General features: G+C 67.6%; 19 protein-coding genes. 7 read left to right on the top strand and 12 right to left on the bottom strand.

Going from position 1 to position 18,749, the window contains the following annotated elements; all coding sequences use genetic code 11:
- Positions 1-64 precede the first annotated feature (64 nt).
- Both LDH66_RS00175 and LDH66_RS00170 read right to left on the bottom strand, forming a co-directional pair.
- Entirely contained in the window at positions 65-280 is a 216-nt protein-coding gene (locus LDH66_RS00175) for a DUF8015 family protein (protein WP_226479066.1), read from the bottom strand.
- A gap of 294 nt (positions 281-574) precedes the next feature.
- Entirely contained in the window at positions 575-1,000 is a 426-nt protein-coding gene (locus tag LDH66_RS00170; protein WP_226479065.1) for a DUF3054 domain-containing protein, read from the bottom strand.
- 459 nt (positions 1,001-1,459) lie between these two features.
- Between LDH66_RS00170 and LDH66_RS00165 the strand changes: the two genes are divergently transcribed.
- Positions 1,460-2,209 (top strand): J domain-containing protein, encoded by a 750-nt coding sequence (locus tag LDH66_RS00165; RefSeq protein WP_226479064.1) that lies wholly within the window; start codon positions 1,460-1,462, stop codon positions 2,207-2,209.
- Here the strand turns inward: LDH66_RS00165 and LDH66_RS00160 are convergent.
- The 9 genes from LDH66_RS00160 to ligA form a co-directional block, all read right to left on the bottom strand.
- On the bottom strand, positions 2,185-2,820 hold the full coding sequence (locus LDH66_RS00160) for a toll/interleukin-1 receptor domain-containing protein (protein ID WP_226479063.1): 636 nt from the start codon (positions 2,818-2,820) through the stop codon (positions 2,185-2,187). The genes LDH66_RS00165 and LDH66_RS00160 overlap by 25 nt on opposite strands.
- Before the next feature lie 59 nt (positions 2,821-2,879).
- Positions 2,880-3,332, bottom strand: a complete 453-nt coding sequence (locus LDH66_RS00155) for a DUF8159 domain-containing protein (RefSeq protein ID WP_226479062.1) — start codon at positions 3,330-3,332, stop codon at positions 2,880-2,882.
- Positions 3,333-3,414: 82 nt separating this feature from the next.
- Complete coding sequence (gene tpiA, locus LDH66_RS00150; protein WP_226479061.1) at positions 3,415-4,059, bottom strand: triose-phosphate isomerase; 645 nt, start codon at positions 4,057-4,059, stop codon at positions 3,415-3,417.
- Positions 4,060-4,135: 76 nt separating this feature from the next.
- Positions 4,136-4,681: a multiprotein bridging factor aMBF1 gene (locus LDH66_RS00145; RefSeq protein ID WP_319004328.1), complete on the bottom strand. Its 546-nt coding sequence runs from the start codon at positions 4,679-4,681 to the stop codon at positions 4,136-4,138.
- An 85-nt stretch (positions 4,682-4,766) separates the two neighbouring features.
- Positions 4,767-5,381: a CDP-alcohol phosphatidyltransferase family protein gene (locus LDH66_RS00140; protein ID WP_226479060.1), complete on the bottom strand. Its 615-nt coding sequence runs from the start codon at positions 5,379-5,381 to the stop codon at positions 4,767-4,769.
- Positions 5,378-5,932, bottom strand: a complete 555-nt coding sequence (locus LDH66_RS00135; protein WP_226479059.1) for an adenylate kinase family protein — start codon at positions 5,930-5,932, stop codon at positions 5,378-5,380. Before LDH66_RS00135 ends, LDH66_RS00140 begins: the two co-directional genes overlap by 4 nt.
- On the bottom strand, positions 5,929-7,083 hold the full coding sequence (gene hisC / locus LDH66_RS00130; RefSeq protein ID WP_226479058.1) for a histidinol-phosphate transaminase: 1,155 nt from the start codon (positions 7,081-7,083) through the stop codon (positions 5,929-5,931). The genes LDH66_RS00135 and hisC overlap by 4 nt, the downstream gene beginning before the upstream one ends.
- 138 nt (positions 7,084-7,221) lie before the next feature.
- Positions 7,222-8,379, bottom strand: a complete 1,158-nt coding sequence (locus tag LDH66_RS00125) for an MFS transporter (protein WP_226479057.1) — start codon at positions 8,377-8,379, stop codon at positions 7,222-7,224.
- Between the two features lie 110 nt (positions 8,380-8,489).
- On the bottom strand, positions 8,490-10,283 hold the full coding sequence (gene ligA, locus LDH66_RS00120) for an ATP-dependent DNA ligase LigA (RefSeq protein ID WP_226479056.1): 1,794 nt from the start codon (positions 10,281-10,283) through the stop codon (positions 8,490-8,492).
- A 104-nt stretch (positions 10,284-10,387) separates the two neighbouring features.
- Between ligA and LDH66_RS00115 the strand changes: the two genes are divergently transcribed.
- From LDH66_RS00115 to LDH66_RS00100, 4 genes are all read left to right on the top strand, one after another.
- A complete protein-coding gene (locus tag LDH66_RS00115) occupies positions 10,388-11,941 on the top strand; it encodes a glutamate-cysteine ligase family protein (protein ID WP_226479055.1) in 1,554 nt (517 codons plus the stop codon).
- Between the two features lie 264 nt (positions 11,942-12,205).
- Positions 12,206-14,656 carry a DUF5059 domain-containing protein gene (locus LDH66_RS00110; RefSeq protein WP_226479054.1) on the top strand — a complete coding sequence of 817 codons (2,451 nt, stop codon included), beginning with the start codon at positions 12,206-12,208 and terminating at the stop codon, positions 14,654-14,656.
- Between the two features lie 117 nt (positions 14,657-14,773).
- Positions 14,774-15,766: a 2-phospho-L-lactate transferase gene (gene cofD, locus LDH66_RS00105; protein ID WP_226479053.1), complete on the top strand. Its 993-nt coding sequence runs from the start codon at positions 14,774-14,776 to the stop codon at positions 15,764-15,766.
- A 1-nt stretch (position 15,767) separates the two neighbouring features.
- Positions 15,768-16,529: a tRNA-dihydrouridine synthase gene (locus LDH66_RS00100; protein ID WP_226479052.1), complete on the top strand. Its 762-nt coding sequence runs from the start codon at positions 15,768-15,770 to the stop codon at positions 16,527-16,529.
- A 229-nt stretch (positions 16,530-16,758) separates the two neighbouring features.
- On the opposite strand, the gene LDH66_RS00095 is transcribed toward LDH66_RS00100, so the two are convergent.
- Positions 16,759-17,103: a cupin domain-containing protein gene (locus tag LDH66_RS00095; RefSeq protein ID WP_226479051.1), complete on the bottom strand. Its 345-nt coding sequence runs from the start codon at positions 17,101-17,103 to the stop codon at positions 16,759-16,761.
- A gap of 114 nt (positions 17,104-17,217) precedes the next feature.
- Between LDH66_RS00095 and LDH66_RS00090 the strand changes: the two genes are divergently transcribed.
- Both LDH66_RS00090 and LDH66_RS00085 read left to right on the top strand, forming a co-directional pair.
- Positions 17,218-18,069, top strand: coding sequence for a triphosphoribosyl-dephospho-CoA synthase (locus LDH66_RS00090; RefSeq protein WP_226479050.1), 852 nt, complete (start codon positions 17,218-17,220; stop codon positions 18,067-18,069).
- Positions 18,066-18,692 (top strand): DUF447 domain-containing protein, encoded by a 627-nt coding sequence (locus LDH66_RS00085; RefSeq protein WP_226479049.1) that lies wholly within the window; start codon positions 18,066-18,068, stop codon positions 18,690-18,692. Before LDH66_RS00090 ends, LDH66_RS00085 begins: the two co-directional genes overlap by 4 nt.
- The last annotated feature ends 57 nt before the right edge of the window (positions 18,693-18,749 follow it).

The raw sequence follows: 18,749 nt of genomic DNA, 5'->3' as shown, positions 1-18,749 counted from the left end.
ACAACACGGAACGGAGCGGGGAAAAAGAACCGAAAGCGGGGATAGAGACAGAGAGACGAGAGAATCAGTCCGCGTTGATCGGAGACTGCGTGGATCGGGGCTCGTCGGCGGTGTCAGCCGGCGTATTGACGAACATTGCGTGCCCGATAATTCCCATCGCGACCAGCGATCCGAGCGGGACCGCCGTGGTCACCGACATCCCGACGACGGTGAGGGCCGCGGTGATACCGAGCAGTGCGACTGGGATGAGGCCGAGAACAATGTCGTAATATCCAGTCATAATCTATCCTATAGTATGTGGAATAACCATATAAGTGTTTCCCATAATCGGTTCGTGGTGGACTCGTATACAATGGAAATCCTTTGCAATGGATTTCTATAACTTATAGAAAACGATCCTACCACAGTATAGTGATATGTTGCTGCTCGGGAAACGGTCATCAGCGATCGGAATAACGTGTCCGATGATATTCCTCTCCGAGAGGAGTCGTACGGCCCAATGAGAGTAGCCGGAACAGTGACGGATCGATCGAATATCGCTCACGTTAGTGATAGCAAGCAGCGCCGCGGCGACTTACTTCGACGCTGATAGAAACAGGGCGTAGCCGAGCCGCCATCCGAGCAACACGACGAGCACGGAGACGGTGATCACGACCGGGAACGGCCAACTCGTGCCGCCCTGAAACAGCGGCGACCCCCGGATCATGAGTCCGACGTTAGCCGCCGCGATCCAGGCGATCGCCGTCAGTCGGAGTTCGTCTCGTCCCAGGAGACGATCGCGCGCGTACACGTCTGCAATCACTGCGACGGCGAGCCAGCCGATTACGAACGGTGCGATCGTCTCGAGCGCCGCGAGCGGGGCGGCGATCGGATCGCCACCGTGATCGACGTAGCCGTAGAGAACCATCGCGGCGACGAGGACGACGTCGACCGCGCCGGCGGCGATTCGCGCGCGACCGGCCGCGCTGTCACGGACTCCCGTCTGAACTGCCGTGTCCATATTCGACCGTCGGTTCCGCGGTCGTATTGATTTCCCGGTTCCGCTCGATCGGGCCCGAGACCGAGACGTGGCTGATCGACGATCGATAAATGAATTCGGCCGAGCCACGGACCGAATCCGTCTCGGTCGCGGCGGCCACTGAATCCCTGACAGGAGAGGAGGAACTCGGCGACGGTCGGCCGCCGAGCGCCGTCCAACGGACAGAGCGTCTCCGTGCGAGGGTCGCCTCGCACGATCGGTCGGTCGACGGGAAGCCACTTTGTTATCGACACCGTTCACTGACGGCACCCACGCGGCGGGGAATTCCACCCGGTAGGTAGGCCGATCCTACGCACTCGTCCCCCCGACTCGGTGTCCCGGTCGCGTCGAACGTCGAGACGGTCTCGCCGCGACGGGATGCCGACGGCCGTGACTGTCAGCAGAAGAACTAATATGGGACGACCCCGAACCGCTCGAGCAATGGGCGTGGTCGGCGATCGGCGGACCGGCTGTGACGGGTGCGACCGTTCGGTCGCACTCGAGAACCTGACGACAGTGACGATGCCGGACGGCGAACGGGTCGCGTGCTGTCCGGCGTGTGAACCACATGCGAGAGCGGCCGCGCGAACGGCCGGCTCGCTCGATCAACGTCGAGAGACGTGTGACGGCTGTACCGAAACCACTCTCGCAGACGACCTCGAGGAGGTCGTGCTCGACGACGGGACCGTCCTGACCTGCTGCCGGTCGTGTGCGGCCGAAGCGCCTGATCGCGACGGTGCCGGCGATGACGGCGGCACCGACAGTGACGATGGTGCCGACGGCGATGACGAAGGCGGCGACGGCGATACCGGCGGTGCGACGACCCGCGGATCGGACACGGCCGCATCGGACCCGACCGACGGGGAGTCCGACGAGAACCGAGCCATCTGTAGTCAGTGCCGGGAGCGGGTCGCCGAGGAACGCTTTCGCGTCACCACGATCGACGACCGGACCGAACGGCTCTGTCCCGACTGCAAGGCCGAGGCCGAGGCAGACGGTATCGTCGTCGACGTCGCCATGCGGAAGAGAAGAGCCCGCGAGGTACTCGGCGTCGACGCGGACGCGAGCGACGACGCGATCCGCGAGGCGTTCCACGGGCAGGTGAAGCGCGCCCATCCCGACCGTCAAACCGGCAGTCGATCGGCGTTCGGTCTCGTTACCGAGGCCTACGAACGGCTCCGAGAGGATTGAGCGGCGACGCCGTCCTTCCTGCCGGTGAAGCCGATCGTCGCCGGGTCGAAGTAGTACGTCGATTCGCAGACCGCACACGACGCCGTCAGGTGTTTCCCGTGATCGTGGAGTTTCCAGAGTTTCGTCTGCCCCTGCTCGAGTTCGAGCGTAACCGGCTGGTCGCAGTCGGGGATCGTACAGGGGAATCGGATGTACCAGTTCGGGACCGACAGCGCCCCCAGCGGCGCGAGCTCGCTCCGGAGCCGACAGAGCAGGTTGAAGATGGTGACCGAGAGGTCTCCCCGATCGATCGTCACGCCTTCGACGTCGCTGATGAACCCGCGACAACTGACTCCGTCGTCGCGGACCGGCAAGACGGGAATTCCTTTCGCCACCGCGTAGCCGACCTCCTGATTGATCCACGTGTTCCCGGCCGCGTCCTCGGTCAGCACCGCGACGACGAGATCGCTGTTGGCGAGGCGGCCCTCAAGTCGCTTCCGGGAGCGGCCGGACTCGATCTCCTCGAGCGCGATGTGGACGCCGAACGGGAAGTTCTTGACCGTCGAGAACAGGTCCTGAACGAGCTCGAGGTTACCGGGCGCGTGCGAAACGTACACCTGCTCTCCAGTCATTGGATCGTCTACGATACACAGGCGTATGAGCCATCATTAATCTATCCCCGGTATCGTATTTAACGACTGTCTCGTTCGTGTCGGTAATTTTTAACGGTAGATAGCACCCGCTCGGAGAACTCGACTTGAGAGAGGTCCGAACCGAGCCGCTCGAACCACTCGCGTTCGACGTACCACCACCCGCGGACGTCGCCATCGGTCGTCAGTGACGTCACTTCGAGCCGGCCTGGCGTCCACTCCCGTTCGTCGCCGATGGTCAGGAGCGTCCGCAGGACGGCCCCGACCTCGTCGCTCGTGACGGCGGGCGCTTCGGAGACGGCCTCGTACTCGAGTTCGATCCCGGCCCCGTCGTCGCCGGGCGGCTCGGTCTCCGCCATCCATCGAACGTCAGTCACGTAGAGCCCGTGACTCATCAGTCGGTTCTCGAGCGTGACGGCCACGGATCGCTCCCCCGCTTCGGACTCGTTCTCGGCCCCGAGATCGCTCTCGGGTCCGGATCCGTCGTCGGTCATATTCCGTCATTCGGCGGGCGTCGAGAAAAGTCGGTCGGCGCTGTCCGCGGCGTCGGTACGCGGTCGGGGTCGAAATCCGGGATCAGAGCGGTTCGACGAGGTCCTCGAGCGCCGCCTCGGGATCGTCGGCCTTCGCGACGCCGCTGGCGAGCAAGACCCCCTCGGCGCCCAGCTCGCCGGCAGCGACGACATCGTCGCCCGTACTGATGCCCGCACCACAGAGGACCGACACCTCGGAGTCGACGTTCGCCGCCGCCTCGACGGCGTCTTCGACGACGTCGGGGTCGGCCTGACTGACCGGCGTGCCGGTGCCGATGAGTTCAGGCGGCTCGACGGCGACGGCGTTCGGCCCCAGGGCGGCGGCCGCACCGATCTGGGCCGGATTGTTCGCACAGACGACCGTCTCGAGACCCGCCCGCTCGGCCGCTCGGACGGCACCGTCGATGTCGGCCAGTTTCAGTCTGCGCTCGGAGTGGTTGATCAGGGTCCCGACTGCGCCGGCGTCGGCGACGCTCTCGGCGAGCGCGTGGCCGGTGTTGCTCCCGTGCTCGATCGAATCGACGTGTTGGGCCCACGTCTCCGCGCCCGTCTCGGCGACGCGCTCGATGTGGGCCGCCTGCGGCGCGACTGCCAGACGGGCATCGGTCGCATCGTTGACGTCGCGGACGGCTTCCGCGACTTCGATCGGGTCACACGGATACGTCTTCAGATTAACGAGGACGAACATATCGGCAACGGCACCCGCACGAAAGAAATAGTTTGCGAGTCGGCGGCGGTATCGAGGACGGAGACGGCCGTCGGCGTCAGTCCTTGCGCTTGACGACGTCGCCCAGCGTGTAACTCCCCGTCGAGGAGCCGCCGGACCACTCCGAGTCCTCGCCGGAACTGCCCTCCGCGCTCAGGCTGATCTCGAGGAAGTCCTCGAGTTTCGTCTGTACATCGTCGCTCGGCAGCGTGTCACCGCGCTCGATCTTGCGGATCAGGCTGGCCTTCTCGTTGAGTTCGTTCGCGAGATCGGACTGGCTGAGTCCCTTGTCCTCGCGAGCGTTTCGGACGCGATCGTCGTAATCAGTCGCGAGTTCGTCCATGTCGTCGAACATGTCCGAGCGGCGCTGGCTCGAGCCGCTCGAACGCGAAGAACTCCCGCTCGAGGCGCTCGACTGGCCACCCCCGCTCGACGAGGACGAACTCGACCCGGTCGAATACTTCGTCGACCCGCTCGAACTCGACGTGTCTTTGACTTCAGTGCCGAAGTCCGTGCAGTTCGAACACACGTCTAGCTTCGCGCCCTCGACTTTGATGGTGTTCGGGGACGACGTCTCGGCCCCACACATCTCGCACTGAACCATGTCGGTCTCTATATCGCGGTGAGGGATAAAGCATGCGGCGCGGCTCCGCGCCGTCAAAACATCCGATTACCGGGCCGAAACGGGTCTATTCGAGGGCGGCCCAGGAGTAGTAGAACCGCTGGAGCGCCGTCAGGTGGCCGACGACCGCGAGGAAGACCAGCAGCCAGCCGACCAGCGTGACGCCACCGAGAGTCGTCCCCGCGAGCGGATAGGCGAGAAAGCCGGCGATCCCGATGATCGCCAGTCGGTCCGCACGGCCGACGAGTCCGCCGTAGACCCGGTCGAGGCCGACGGCTTGGGCCTGCGTCCCCAGATACGAGGTCATCACGACGCCGGTCACTGCGGCGAAGCCCAGCAGATAGTCCTCGATGCCCGCGGCCAGCCCCGCGATGACGACGATATCCGCGTACCGATCGAGGACGTGATCGAGCAGGTCGCCGCCGGCCGAGGCGACCTCCTGTTCTCGCGCGAGCGCGCCGTCGACGATGTCCAGCCAGCCGTTCAGGAAGACCAGTATCGCCGCCACGACGTACCAGATCGGAGCCTCGAGGCCGCCGAGGGCGAACGCGCCCGCGGCCAGGATCGCCATCCCGAACGCGACGACGCTCACCCCGTTAGGCGTCATCCCGACGCGGTCGAACCCCTTGACGAACGGGTCGAGAAAGCGCGAGACGTACGGCCGGAACTTGTCGAGCGTCACGTGAGATACCCCACGAAGTCGACTTCGCCGGCGCTCGGGTCGCGCTCGCCCGCCGCGACCGCCGCGAGCTCGTCCGCGACGGCCGCCGGATCGCGATCGGTCGTGTCGATCTCGTAGACCGACTCGAGGCCGTGTTCCTCGACCGCTTCCGAGAGAATTACGTCCAGAGCCTCGCTCTCTGCGTTTTCGGCGGCCTTCGCGTCGGTCTCGCCGCGCTCGAGCAGCCGCTCCTCGAGCGTCTCGGGGTGACACCGAAGGACGGCGATCCGGTCGGCGTCGACGTGATGGGCGAGATGCGATTCGATCACGACGTCGTCGCGGCCCGCGAGCCACTCGCTCAGCGCCTCGAGATCCGCGATCTTGCTCTCGCGGTCGGCGTCGACCTCGGTGTAGAGCCCCTCCTCCTCGAGCACTCGGTTGAGGTGGATCACCTCGAGGTCGGGCGTCGACTCGCGGTCGGCGGCCGTCTCCGCATCGGCTAGCCGGGACTCGAGCAGTTCCGTCGCGGTCGTCTTTCCGGTTCCGGGGGTGCCGGTGACGGCGATTCTCACGGGTCGGCCACCTCCGCGTCCGGGTCCTCGGCCTCGTCCGTCGACTCCGGCGCGACGTCGAGATCGGCGAGCACGTCGTTGAGCGTCGCGACCGCCCGCTCGGTCTCTTCGGCGGTGCCACAGGTGATGCGGATACAGCCCGGGAGGCCGAAGCTCGAGCAGTCGCGGACGATGACGCTCCGCTCTTGCATTTCCTCGCTGACGGCCACGGCGTCGCCGACGTCGACGAGGACGAAGTTCCCCTCGCTCTCCCAGACGTGAGCGTCGATGTTCTCGCGCATGTACGCGCGTGACTCGACCGCTGTCTCGACGGTGCGCCGGACGTGTTCGTCGTCGTCGATGGCGGCCAGACCGGCCCGGCAGGCGAGCTCACTCGCTGCGAAGGGCGTGTTCACGCGGGCGTAGGCGTCGCCCCACTCGTCGGGAACGACGGCGTAGCCGAGGCGAACGCCGGCCAGCCCGTAGGCCTTGGAGAACGTCCGCAGGACCGCGACGTCGTCGCGGGCGTCGAATCCGTCGCGGCCCTCGATCAGCGCGACGGCGCTGTCCCGGTCGGCGAACTCGCCGTAGGCCTCGTCGACCACGATCAGCGTCTCGTCGGCGGTTTCGTCGGCGAGGCGCTCGACATCCGCGAGCGGCATCGTCGAGCCGGTGGGGTTGTGCGGGCTCGTAACGAAGAGCAATCGATCGCCGTCGTAGGCCCCGAGAACGGTCTCGGCGTCCTGGGCGAAGTCGTCCTCGCGCTCGAGTTCGTACTCCCGAACGTCGCCGTGGTGAAAGCGGGAGCTCATCCCGTAGTAGGCGAAGCCGGGCGCGGGAACGAGGACGTCGTCTCCCGGCTCGAGGGCCGCCCGGTGGAGGTAGTCGATTGCCCCGTCGCCGCCGTTGGCCAGCCAGACTTGCTCGTCGCTGACGTCCCAACGGTCAGCGACGGCGGCGGTCAAATCGGCGTGGGCGGCTTTGGGGTAGGAACTCACGCTCGAGGCCGTCTCGCGGATGGCTACGGCGGCGGCCGGCGAGGGGCCGTGCGGGTTCTCGTTCGAGGCGAGTTTGATGAACTCCGAGGGATCGCGCCCGAGTTCGCGGGCGACCTCCTCGATGCCTCGACCCGCCTCGTATGCGACGTGATCGGACAGGTCGCGCGGTTGCATACGCCAATCCTGTCGGTCGCGGGTCTTAAGGGTGCTTACCTATCTTCGGGACGGTGGACGGCGAGACCTCGTCGCAGCCCGAACGCTCGGGACCGAATCCCGCGGCATCAGCTGCGGCGAGTCTCGACCGGCGACGGGTCAGCCCGGGAGTCGTCCGGTCCGCTCGAGGGCCACGAGACCGACGACCGTGGCACCGAGGAGGAGCGCGGCGCCGGCGAATACCCCGTCGTAGGTGTAGCCGCGTTCGAGGACCAGCCCGAGGGCGAACGAGCCCAGCGCTTGCGTAAGCATCCAGGCGGAGCTGAACGCGGCGTAGGCGCTGCCCCGCGTCGAGTCCGGGAGCGTGTCGAGGAGGTACGCGTCTGTGGCCGGGAACAGCGCGTGGATGACGATCCCAATAGCCGCGCTGAGGACGGCCAGCGCGAGAAAGCCCTCGACGGCCGTCAACAGGAGCAGCGTCGCGGCGAACGTCCCGACGATTCCGAGCAGGTACGGCACGTGGGGAAACCGATCGGCCAGATCGCCGCTGAAGAAGAACGCGGGGACGCCGGCGGCGAAGACGATCGTGAGCAGCGTGCCCGCCGCACCGCTCGAGAGCCCCTTCGACTGCATGTACAGTTCGTAGAAGTTGAACACCCCCTGCCAGACGAACGAGGTCAGACCGACGATCGCCAGCGCCGTCGCGATGAGCCGCCACTCCGAGAGCACGCCGGCGACGAACTCCCGGTCGGCATCGCCCGCCGCCGGCATCTCGGTCCGTCGCGCGGTGACCCACGTTGTGGCAGTCAGCAGCGCCGCGCCGGCGGCGATCACCCACAGCGAGAGTCGCCAGTCGACCAGCAGCGTGAGCGCGACGAACGGGGCGGCGGCCACCGCGCCGATCTGGGCGGCGGCGCCGTGGATCCCCATCGCGCGGCCGACCCGCGACGGGAACAGTTCGCTCAGTAACGGGTTCGCCGCGACGAAGTAGACGCCGGAGGCAATGCCCATGAGGAACGCGCCGATCAGTAGGTGTCGGACGGTCGTCGCGTTCGCGGCGAGTCCCGAGGCGACCGCGAGGATCGTCCCGGAACCGAGCACGACGTGATGCCTCGGGACCCTCGTGAGCAGCCAGCCGGCGGGCAGCCGCGGGGACGCGCTCCCGACCCACGCGAGGGTCACGATGAGACCGGCCGTCGCCTCGCCGATCGCGAACTCGGTGATGAAGACGTCCAACAGCGGGGCGAAGATAATCCGCGCGAGGTTGAGGAGAAAGACGAGACCGCACAGGGAGGCGAAGAGTCGAGTACGGGACACGGTCTGTCTTTCCGATAACCGTTATCAAGCGTTCCGAAAGCGGCATTGTACTCCCGGTTTCGCCGCCGCTACCGCGGGTGAGATCGACAACCTCGCAGAGCCGGGAGTCGCTACGCGCGGAGCCGTTCGACGCGCTCGAGCGAGTCCGCGTCCTCGGGATCCTTGTCGGACCGGACTCCCACGAACCGCGGGAACCGCAGCGCGTAGCCCGACGAGTAGGTCGGCGAGGACTGAATCTCCTCGTAGCCGACCTCGAAGACGACCGCGGGCTCGAGTTCGACCGCCTGTCCCTCCTCGGTGGTGATGTGGGGCTCGAGTAACTCGGTGAGTTCCGCGAGTTTCTCGTCGGTGATCCCGGTCGCAACCTTGCCGACGGTTTCCAAGTCGTCGCCCGCGCGTACCGAGAGTTCGAACGTGCCGAGGAAGGTCGCGCGTCGGCCCTCGCCCCATTCGGCACCCGTCACGACGCAGTCCAACGTCTCCACGTCCGGTTTGCGCTTGCGCCAGTGTTTGCCCCGCCGGCCCGGCGAGTACGTCGAGTCGGGGTTCTTGAGCATGATTCCCTCGTGGCCGGCCTTGAGCGCGTCGGCGTCGATCGACTCGATCTCGTCGGGGTCGTCGGTCCGCCAGAGCAGGGAGAGCCCTTCGATATCGTCATCATCGACGGAGTCGGCGTCAACGTCGCCGTCGATCAGCACCGATCGGAGCCGGTCGTGGCGCGTCGTCAGCGGCTCCGCGAGCAGGTCCTCACCGCCGGCGTGCAGACAGTCGAAAAAGACCGGTCGCACCGAGACGTCCTCGCGGGCCTTCGCAACGTCGTGTTTCCGTCGGAACCGCTTGAGCACCTCCTGGAAGGGAAGCGGCGAGCCGTCCTCGTCGATCGCGACGACCTCGCCGTCGAGGATCGCGGGCTCCTCGAGGTGAGCCGCGGCGAACTCGACGACTTCCGGCAGGGCATCGGTGACCTCCTCCATGTTCCGCGAGAAGACGCGAGTCTCCGCCGTCGATCCGTCGGACTCGCCGAGTCCACTGGGATCGTGGTGCAACTGCACCCGGGCCCCGTCGTACTTCCACTCGACGGCGGCCTCTTCCCACTCCTCGAGCGCGTCGGTCACCGTCCCCGCCTGCGCGAGCATCGCCTGTACCGGCCGACCGACCGCGAGTTCCATGGCGTCCAGTCCCTCGAGGCCCTCGTCCCGCGCGATCCGCGCAACCCGCCCGTAGTCGTTCGAGACCTGTAGCGCACGCTCGACTCGATCCGTTGGAACGTCGAAGGCCTCGGCGATCGCGTCCCGAACGGTTCCCTCGCCGACCCCGATGCGCATCTCGGAGAGGACGATGCGCGCGAGGTAGCGCGCCTCCTCGCTCGAGCAGCGGTTGAACAGGCCGAACAACAGGTCGACCTTCCGATCCTGACTGCCCGATCCCTCGGCGGCGGCGAGTTCCGCGAGCGTGTCGTAGACCTCGCGGACGGTGAGGTCGCCGCCGTTGCCTCCATCAGCGCCGCTCTCCGCACCGCCGCCACCGCCGGTGAACGCGCCCAGCCCCTGCTGGCCGCCGAACTCGTAACTCGCCGCCACGTCGCCGATCTCGCCGACCTCGGCGAGGCGGTCCTCGACGTCGTCGCTGCTCACGTTCGTCCCCGCGGCACGAGCGATCGCCTCGTAACACGCGCTCGGCCCGATGTCCAGCGTCGTCGAGTCCCAGGCCGGGAACACCCGACCCTGTGCGAATCGCGCGACGATCTCGAGAGTCTGCGGTTTCACCGCATCCTTCGAGGAACGTCGTTCCTCGCTCTCGTCCCCGGCCTCGGCGAGCAGGTCCCGGACGTGGGACACGATCTCGAGGTCGGCGGGTTCGGCCTCGATCGTTCCGGCGCGGTCGGCGAACGTGGCGAACTCCATCGGCGGAGTGTATCGCCGCGGGGAGTAAAACGGTTCTGAGACGGGTTGCGACCGCGACCCGAGAGACGTGCTTTAAAGACGATTGGCCACTCACTCGGAGATATATGCCAGAAGAGGAACTCGCCGCACGGGTCGCGGACGTGTTGGCGGTCGACGCCGCCGACTTCCGCGAACGGGCCCAGGCAGACGCGGCGGTCATCAAAGACGCCGTCGAGGAGGGGGTCTTCGACAACCCGCAGGCGATCGTCGGCCTCGAGTACGAGTTCTACGCGGTCAAGGCCGACGACTGCACGCTGCGGCGGGTTCCGCGCCGACTGCTCGAGCTGATCGGCTTCGAGAAGGAGCTCGGCCTCCACAACGCGGAGATGACGACGAGTCCGCAGCCGCTGAACGCGCCGGGACTGGCGGCCCAGGAGTCGGAGGTCAAGGCCCGGTTGCAGACGGCACTCGACGTGACGAACTCCGAGCGGATGCGGCTGGTCAGCGACGCGCTCTGGACGATTCCGCCGGAGGGTGAAGCGGCGGGAACCTATCTCACCGACAGCGTCGAGCGAACGGCGACGGCACCGGACGGGACCGAGCGGTCGGTCCGCATCGCGACGAACATGAGCGACTCCGCTCGGTATCACGCGATGGCCAACACCGATCAGGCCGACTCAGCGGGGATGCGCATCGAGGCCCCGCACGTCTCCCTGCAGGCCGACACCGTCATGCCCGAGAGTCTCATCACGTCGATCCAGCCACACTATCAGGTGGCCCACGCCCCCGACCTGCCCGACTACTTTAATTACGCCCTGCGGATCGCGGGCCCCCTCCTCGCGCTCGGGGTCAACTCCCCGTTCTTCCCCGCCGACCTCTACGACGACGACGCGACCGCCGACGAGATCCTCCGGGACGGCTGGATGGAACACCGCATCAGCGTCTTCGAGACCGTCCTCAACGATCCCACGACGGGCGAGGGGAAGGTCCGATTCCCGCACGACTTAGCGACCGTCGACGAGGCGATCGACCGCGTCGCCGACGACGATACCATCGTCCCGATGCCGGTCGAACCCGGCGAGCGATTCGACGACCAGTTTCCCCACTTCAGCCGCAAACACGGCACCTACTGGCGGTGGGTCCGGCCGGTCTTCGGCGGTCCGACCAGATCGGCCGCCAACGCCCGCATCGAGTTCCGCCCGATCCCCGCCCAGCCCACGGTCCGCGATTCGGTCTCCTTCCTCGCCGCCTTCGCCGGCCTGATGGAGAGCCTGACTCGCCTCGAGCACCCCGTCGTCGAACTCGACTGGGAGATCGCTCGGGAGAACTTCTACGCCGCGATGGTCGACGGACTCGAGGCCGACATGACCTGGATCACCAACGACGGGAAGGAAACCACCGACAGCCTCGCACTCTACGAGGATCTGCTGGCCCACGCCGAGGACGGGCTGACCAACCGCGGGCTGAGCGAGGAAGACGCTGCAAAGTACCTCTACCCGCTCCGGCGGCGCGTCCGGCAGGGAGTTACGCCCGCCCGCTGGAAGCGCGAGCAGGTGCGGGCGGCGCTCGAGGACGGCGCGGACCTCGCCGAGGCGATCACGGAGATGCAACAGCGATACGTGGCTCGGCAGTCGGAGACGTTGCTCGAGGGGAGTTTCGCGGACTGGATCGGAGAGTGACGGTTCGAACGCGAACGCCGGTGCCGAGCCGGCTCGCCGATATGGACGGGACGACGAGCCGTCGGGAATATATTCGGGAAACCGTTTACGGGATGTCGGTGACCTTCTCGATCAAAGGAATTTAGGCCAACCTAAATAACCGGGAACAGATCCGCCGCCAGGTGTTTTCTAGTGGTATAACGAGTCATTCCTACACTATTATTCCATATATGGGCCGTGGAATAAACGAAGAGTATTTGTATTTTTAGGCTAACCTAAAAGTATATGCGACAGACACGACGGACGTGGTTGAAGGGGAGCGGTGCTGTGATCGTGAGCCTCGGCCTCGCCGGCTGTTCGGATTCGTCCGACGGGGACGAGTCGGCGGAAGGGGAACCGAGCGGGGACGAGGAGTCGGCGACGACGGAACCGGCGGAGAGGGCCGTCGCCGCCGAGTGGAACGCGATGCGGGCCCGCCTGTGGGACGCGCTCGCGGCGGGGGAAGCCGGGAAGACCGGAACGGGTGCCGCCATCGCCGGCGACACGTTCGAACGATTCGAGACGGCCAGCGGCGAGTACAACGCCCACGAACTCCTCGAGGAGACCGACCGCGATCGCTACGAGGAGTTCGAAGAAGCGCTCGGCGAACTCCGGCGAGAGGGCCTCGAGCGCGCGGATCTCGACCGGACCCGCGAGGAGACCGTCATCGGTGACGAGGAACTTGCCGGAGCTCAGAGGACGCTCGTCGGCGAGGAGACGGCACGGACGCTCGATTTACAGGCGTTCGGGACGACCGTTGCTGACGCCGTCGTCCTCGCCGACGCCGGTGCCTTCGATGCCGCCGAGACCATCGCGACCGACGCCCTCGAGCGGTTCGAGGAGGCGGCCGTCCACGACGCGATCGCCGAGGCCGACAGCGAGGTATACGAGGAGTTCGAAGGCGCCGTCGACGCCGTCGCGACGGCCGCGGCCGACGAGGACCTCGAGGGGGTTCGTTCGAACGTGGCGGACGCGCTCGCGGCGGCCAACGACGGCGCGTACGTCCTCGCGCCGTCCGAGTCGGCGGCGGGCGCCGGCCAGATCGCCACCTACCAGGCCCGCGGCTGGGACGCCGCCGCGCTCGCGGGGCTGGGCGGGCCGTCGACGGCGTTCGCCCACGCGACTGCACTGACCGGCTATCAGGCGCGGGCCTACGACGCCGTCTGGCTCTTCGAGCGCGGACAGCGGGACGCGGCAGGGCAACTCGTCGAAAACGCCTTCGCACACTTCGAGGGCGCCCGCGCACACGAGGCCCTCGAAGAGGCCAGCGAGGACGCCTACCACCGGTTCGAGGAAGACGGACTCGACGCGCTCGCGACGGCCATCGAGAACGACGACCCCGAGGGCGTCGACAGCGCCGTCAGCGCGATCGACGACGGGCTCGTGACCGGGATCGAGGCGCTGGGAACCGGCGTCGAACCGGCCCTGCTCGAGGCGGCCTTCTTCCGAGCCCGGCTGGGAGACGCGCTGGAGCGATACTACCAGGGCGAGAGCGGGGTCGCCGCCGGGATCACCCGCGAGTTGTTCGAAACCTTCGAACGAAACGAGGCCGACTTCCACGAAACGCTCGAGGAAACCGACCACGATCTCTACGAGACCGTCGAGGAGGAGCACCTGCAGGGCCTGATCGACGCCTTCGAGAGCGAGGACGATGGGGCCGCCCAGGAACACACCGAGGGACTCGAGGAAGCGCTCGGCGAGTTCGAGACGACCGCGGGAACGACCGCGCAGGTCAGCGCCGTCCGGAGCAGCGCCATGGCCGCCAGAGCGTTCGACGCGGGCGTACTGGACACCCTCGGCGACGCCGCTCGCGCGGAAAGCGTCCTGCAGGGTCTCTTCGAGGACTTCGAGCGCGGTGCCGGGGGCTTCCACGAGGCGCTCGAGGAGGCCGACCACGACCTTTACGAATCCTTCGAGGGTGCGCTCGGCGACGCCCGCAGCGCCGCGGCCGACGGCGGAGACGTGAGCGCGGCGGCCCGGACGTTCAACGAGCGGGCGATCGAAGCGATCTATACCGTCGTCGCGGACGCGGGCAGGTCGTTCGGCGACGCCGCTGCGTCGATCGCGGGGAACGCGCTCGCGTCGTTCGAACAAGCGCGGGTCCACGAACTCCTCGAGGAGGCCGACCACGAGATCTACGAGGGCTTCGAGGGGGCGCTCGAGGACTACATTGGGGCGCTCGAGGACGGGTCGGAGGTCGAAGCAGCTGCTGAGACGTTCGCGACGGCGGCGCTGCGGGCGCAGTTCGCAGTCGCCGGAGCGCCCGATGCCGCCCCGAGCGGTGACGGAACGGCCGACTCCGACGAGAGGTCCGATTCGGGGACCGACCTCGAGGGCGGCCCAAACGTCGTCGAGGGCGTTCCGGACGACGCCGACCACGTCGTCGACATGCAGGCCGTCGCCTTCGAGCCGGAGACGCTCACCGTCGAACGGGGCGACACCGTCGCCTGGACGCACGCGGCCGGCGAGCCACACTCGGTCTCGGCCTACGAGGACCGAATTCCGGATGCCGCCGACTACTGGGCCTCGGGCGGGTTCGACGGCGAGGACGCTGCCCGCGAGGGCTGGGAGAACGGCGAAGGTGCGGTTCAGTCGGGCGAGTCGTACGTCCGGACGTTCGAGACGACCGGCGAACACGAGTACGTCTGCATCCCCCACGAGGCGGCCGGCATGATCGGAACCGTCGTCGTCGAGTGAGCGACGGCGTCCGCGACCGGTCGGCTCGCGTCGAACCGGCGGTTCGAAGCGTCTGCCACCGACCGCCGCCGCGTTCGGCCGAAAGCGATTAAGTACCCTCGCTCGAGAGGTGTAGGTATGGTAACCTTCCTCTCCGGGGGCACTGGAACGCCAAAGCTGTTAGACGGCGCTGCCGCCGCGTTCTCGCCGGAGGAGACCACGGTCGTCGCCAACACCGGCGACGACATCGAGCTCGGCGGGCTCTTCGTCTCGCCGGACGTCGATACGCTGCTGTTTCAGGGCGGTGGGATCCTCGACCGAGAGACGTGGTGGGGCATCGAGGGCGACACGCATCGAACCAACTCGGCGCTCTCCGACATCGCGTCGGCCGCGGGACTGCCAGAGGGGCCGCAGTACCTGCCCGACGAGAGACAGACCGAGGGTCGAGAACTCGCGAACTGGCGGCGGTTTTCGGGCGTCGCCGAGTTCATGACGATCGGCGACCGCGACCGGGCCGTCCACATCACGCGGACGAGCCTCATCGACGAGGGTCACACGCTGAGCGAGGCGACCGAACGCCTCGCGAGCGCGTTCGGGCTGACGATCGATCTCCTCCCGATGAGCGACGACCCCGTCGCCAGCCTCGTCCACACCGACGAGGGAGTCATGCACTTCCAGGAGTACTGGGTCGCCCACCGCGGCGAGCCGGCCGTCGACACCGTCGAGTTCCGCGGCTCCTCGAAGGCCGACCCCGCACCGGGCGTCCTCGAGGCGCTCGATGACACCGTGGTTATCGGCCCGTCGAACCCGGTCACCAGTATCGGACCGATGCTCGCGCTGCCGGGCGTGGCCGACGCGCTCGCCCAGACGACGGTCGTCGCCGTCTCGCCGTTCCTCGGCGACGACGCCTTCTCCGGGCCCGCGGGCGACCTCATGGCGGCCGTCAACGCCGAGCCGAGCACTGAGGGGCTCGCGACGGCCTATCCGTTCGCGGACGCCTTCGTGATCGACGACGGCGACGACGCCGACTTCGACCAGCCGACGGTCCGGACGGACATCGCGATCGACGACGGCGAAGATGCTGCGCGCGTGATCCGAGCGGTCGACGACGCAATCGGGCGCGTGGACTGACATGACTGCGACACTGCCCTTTACACCGCCGCTCGCGCTCGCGAGTCTCAGCGGCGAGGCCGACGCCGACTGGGCGCGGGCCGGGGCCGAGTACGCCGGTGCCGCGTTCCTCGGCGGCATCGCCCTGGACGCCGACTCCCGCGCGGCCGCACGCGAACTCGTCGACCGGGATCGAACCGAGTTCCTGCCCGACGACCCGCTCGCCTTCATCGACCGCGAACTCGAGGCGCTCGCGGAAACGCCGATTCAACCGGCGTTCAACGTCCGGAGCGCGACCGTCGACCCCGTCGTCGACGCCGCCCGCGTCTGTCGAGATCGGGAGGCGTACCTCGAGATCAACGCCCACTGCCGACAGGACGAACTCTGCGCCGTCGGCTGCGGGGAGACGCTCCTGAGAGACGGCGAGCGACTCGCGCGATACGTCGATCGGGCGGCCGCGACCGGTGCGACCGTCGGCGTGAAGGTCCGCGCGGAGGTCCCCGGCGTCGACCTGCCGGACCTGGCTCGCGGCCTCGAGAGCGCTGGTGCGGACTTCGTCCACGTCGACGCGATGGACAGCGAATCAGTCATCGCCGACGTCGTCGATGCGACCGACCTGTTCGTGATCGCCAACAACGGCGTCCGCGGCGGCGAGACCGTCCGCGAGTACGTCGACTACGGCGCAGACGCGGTCAGTGTCGGCCGGCCCAGCGACAACCCGGTCGTGCTCGAGCGGGTTCGCGACGCGGTAGCGCGACAGCTGGGGCTCGAGGCGAGCGGATAGCAGTTGCGGTGACTGCAGAAAGTCGTCGCAAACCGAACTCCCTGTTCAGCACCGGTATCGATCGACCCGGACCGCAATCAGCCGGGGAGTCGTGGCAACTCCCTGCCGCTACGATAGCAGGACGCCCCCTCCGCGGTCGAGCCACTCTCAGAACGGACTGTGGAGACGTCTCTCGGTCGAACGGCCGTGAGAACACCGCTTTGAAAACGGCGACGACTCCGTCCGACGATTACAGCGGCGCGCCGACTAACACGAGCTTCGCGCGTTCGTCGCCGCGGTTGTGGATCTGACGGGTCTCCTCGGCGTCCAGCCGGATCGCCTCGTCCGTCTCGAGCGTCACGGTCTCGTCGGCGTCGGCCAGTTCGACGTCGATCGTTCCCTCGACGACGTAATAGACCTCCTCCTGGCCGGAGTCGCTTTCGTCGTGTTCCATTCCCTTCCCCTCGGGCTCGAGTTCGAGGACCGAGATACCCAGCTCCTCGGTCCCGAGTTCGTCCTTGAGGAACCACATGCCGCCCCACTCCTCGTCGATGACTGAGTCCGGATCGGTCTTGGCAACGGTATCGTAGCCCATGGTCGATGGTTCTCGTTTCGAGACTTAAATCAACTGAACGGCGACCTCGTTTGCCGGCCGCGACGGAGGGCGAGAACCCTCACCCCTAAGCCGTCCGGGTGCGCAACGACACGTATGCGATCGTCGGCAGGGAACGCACAACTGGCGCTGCTCCTCGAGGTCGCGGCGACCCCCAAGCCCGGGAACGTCGACCGCCACCGGGATCTCGCGGATTTGCGGTTCGAACACTTCATGGCCGGAGCGGTGGGTGCCCGCGAGGGGCTCGAACTCGCGGCCGACGGCGCGGCGGTCGGACCGGCGTTCGAGCGGGCCGTCGAGGGGATGGCCGCTCAGGAGGGCGGGAACACGCAGTTCGGGTCGCTCCTGTTGCTCGTTCCGCTGGTACGGGCCGCTCGCGAGGATCTCTCACAGCCCGTCGTCGAATCCGTCGTCCGTGAGACGACCGTCGGCGACGCGGCATCGTTCTACCGCGCGTTCGAACACGTCGACGTCGGCGTCGCCGACCCGCCCGACGACATGGCGGCCCTCGACGTGCGCCGCGGCGCGGACGCGGTCCCGGCCGTCGAAGAGCGCGGGCTGACGCTATTCGACATCATGGACCGAAGCGTTCCCGGCGACGACGTCGCTCGCGAGTGGGTCCGCGGGTTCGACCGCTCGTTCGCGGCGGCCGAACGGCTCGCCGCGGCCGACGGCCCGCTCTCGGCGCGGACCGCGGCGGTCTTCCTCTCGCTGCTCGCCGACCGACCGGACACGCTCGTCGCGACGCGTCACGACGAGGCGACCGCCCGAGAGGTGACCGACCGCGCCGCGGAACTGCTCGAGGCGAACGCCCTCGAGACGGACCCCGAGGCCGTCGAGTCCTTCGCCGACGGACTCGTCGATCGCGGGATCAACCCCGGAACGACGGCCGATCTGACCGCGGCTGGGCTGTTCATCGCGCTCGAGCACGAGGCGGTCGTGCTATGAGCGACGAGCGAGACGCCACGGACGACGCAGCGACCGGCGGTGAGGCCGGCGGAGCGGACGCCGCGGAGTGGCCCGTCGCGCTCTCGGGCGTCACCGAGTCGGTCGTGACCACGCTGGGACCGAACGGGCTGTGGAACGCCGCCGCGCTCGGCCTCCACGCGGGCGATCCCGTCACTGCACGGACGTGGGGGAACACCCGCACTCGCCGGAACCTCCATCGACAGGGCGAAGGCTACGTTCAGTTCGTCGACGACCCGGTCGACTTCGCCGAGGCCGCCCTCACGATTACCGAGCGCGACGAGCCGGTTCTCGCGTCCGCGAACGCCTGGGCGCGCGTCGCCGTCGAACGGATCGAGAGCGGTCGTGAGGGCGACACCGACTGGGAAGAATGGACACTCCGTCCCGTCGAGTCGGCGATCGAGCGGGAAACCGTCCCGACGATCGACCGCGGGTTCGGGGCCGTCGTCGAGGCGACCGTCGCCGCCTCGCGACTCGAGGTTGCCGACTACGACGAGAGCGAGCTTCGGGACCGGCTCGCATACTGTGCCTCGGTCGTCGACCGCGCCGGCGGGCCCCGCGAGCGCGAGGCGCTCGAGCGCGTCCGCGAGCACTCGACGTGGTAATCGGTCCGCGAGCGACGAGACCGACGGGACGCCGAATCGGTGTCCCGGAGCGCCGAA

Origin of the sequence: Natrinema amylolyticum (genome assembly GCF_020515625.1) — an archaeon.
GTDB lineage: Archaea > Halobacteriota > Halobacteria > Halobacteriales > Natrialbaceae > Natrinema > Natrinema amylolyticum.
Note: the sequence above shows the minus strand (reverse complement) of the source record. Positions and strands in the feature narration are given on the sequence as shown.

Coding starts and splice junctions, on each gene's coding strand:
- LDH66_RS00175 (WP_226479066.1), bottom strand. CDS start 280: ATGACTGGATATTACGACATTGTTCTCGGCCTCATCCCAGTCGCACTG.
- LDH66_RS00170 (WP_226479065.1), bottom strand. CDS start 1,000: ATGGACACGGCAGTTCAGACGGGAGTCCGTGACAGCGCGGCCGGTCGC.
- LDH66_RS00165 (WP_226479064.1), top strand. CDS start 1,460: ATGGGCGTGGTCGGCGATCGGCGGACCGGCTGTGACGGGTGCGACCGT.
- LDH66_RS00160 (WP_226479063.1), bottom strand. CDS start 2,820: ATGACTGGAGAGCAGGTGTACGTTTCGCACGCGCCCGGTAACCTCGAG.
- LDH66_RS00155 (WP_226479062.1), bottom strand. CDS start 3,332: ATGACCGACGACGGATCCGGACCCGAGAGCGATCTCGGGGCCGAGAAC.
- tpiA (WP_226479061.1), bottom strand. CDS start 4,059: ATGTTCGTCCTCGTTAATCTGAAGACGTATCCGTGTGACCCGATCGAA.
- LDH66_RS00145 (WP_319004328.1), bottom strand. CDS start 4,681: ATGGTTCAGTGCGAGATGTGTGGGGCCGAGACGTCGTCCCCGAACACC.
- hisC (WP_226479058.1), bottom strand. CDS start 7,083: ATGCAACCGCGCGACCTGTCCGATCACGTCGCATACGAGGCGGGTCGA.
- ligA (WP_226479056.1), bottom strand. CDS start 10,283: ATGGAGTTCGCCACGTTCGCCGACCGCGCCGGAACGATCGAGGCCGAA.
- LDH66_RS00115 (WP_226479055.1), top strand. CDS start 10,388: ATGCCAGAAGAGGAACTCGCCGCACGGGTCGCGGACGTGTTGGCGGTC.
- LDH66_RS00110 (WP_226479054.1), top strand. CDS start 12,206: ATGCGACAGACACGACGGACGTGGTTGAAGGGGAGCGGTGCTGTGATC.
- cofD (WP_226479053.1), top strand. CDS start 14,774: ATGGTAACCTTCCTCTCCGGGGGCACTGGAACGCCAAAGCTGTTAGAC.
- LDH66_RS00100 (WP_226479052.1), top strand. CDS start 15,768: ATGACTGCGACACTGCCCTTTACACCGCCGCTCGCGCTCGCGAGTCTC.
- LDH66_RS00095 (WP_226479051.1), bottom strand. CDS start 17,103: ATGGGCTACGATACCGTTGCCAAGACCGATCCGGACTCAGTCATCGAC.
- LDH66_RS00090 (WP_226479050.1), top strand. CDS start 17,218: ATGCGATCGTCGGCAGGGAACGCACAACTGGCGCTGCTCCTCGAGGTC.
- LDH66_RS00085 (WP_226479049.1), top strand. CDS start 18,066: ATGAGCGACGAGCGAGACGCCACGGACGACGCAGCGACCGGCGGTGAG.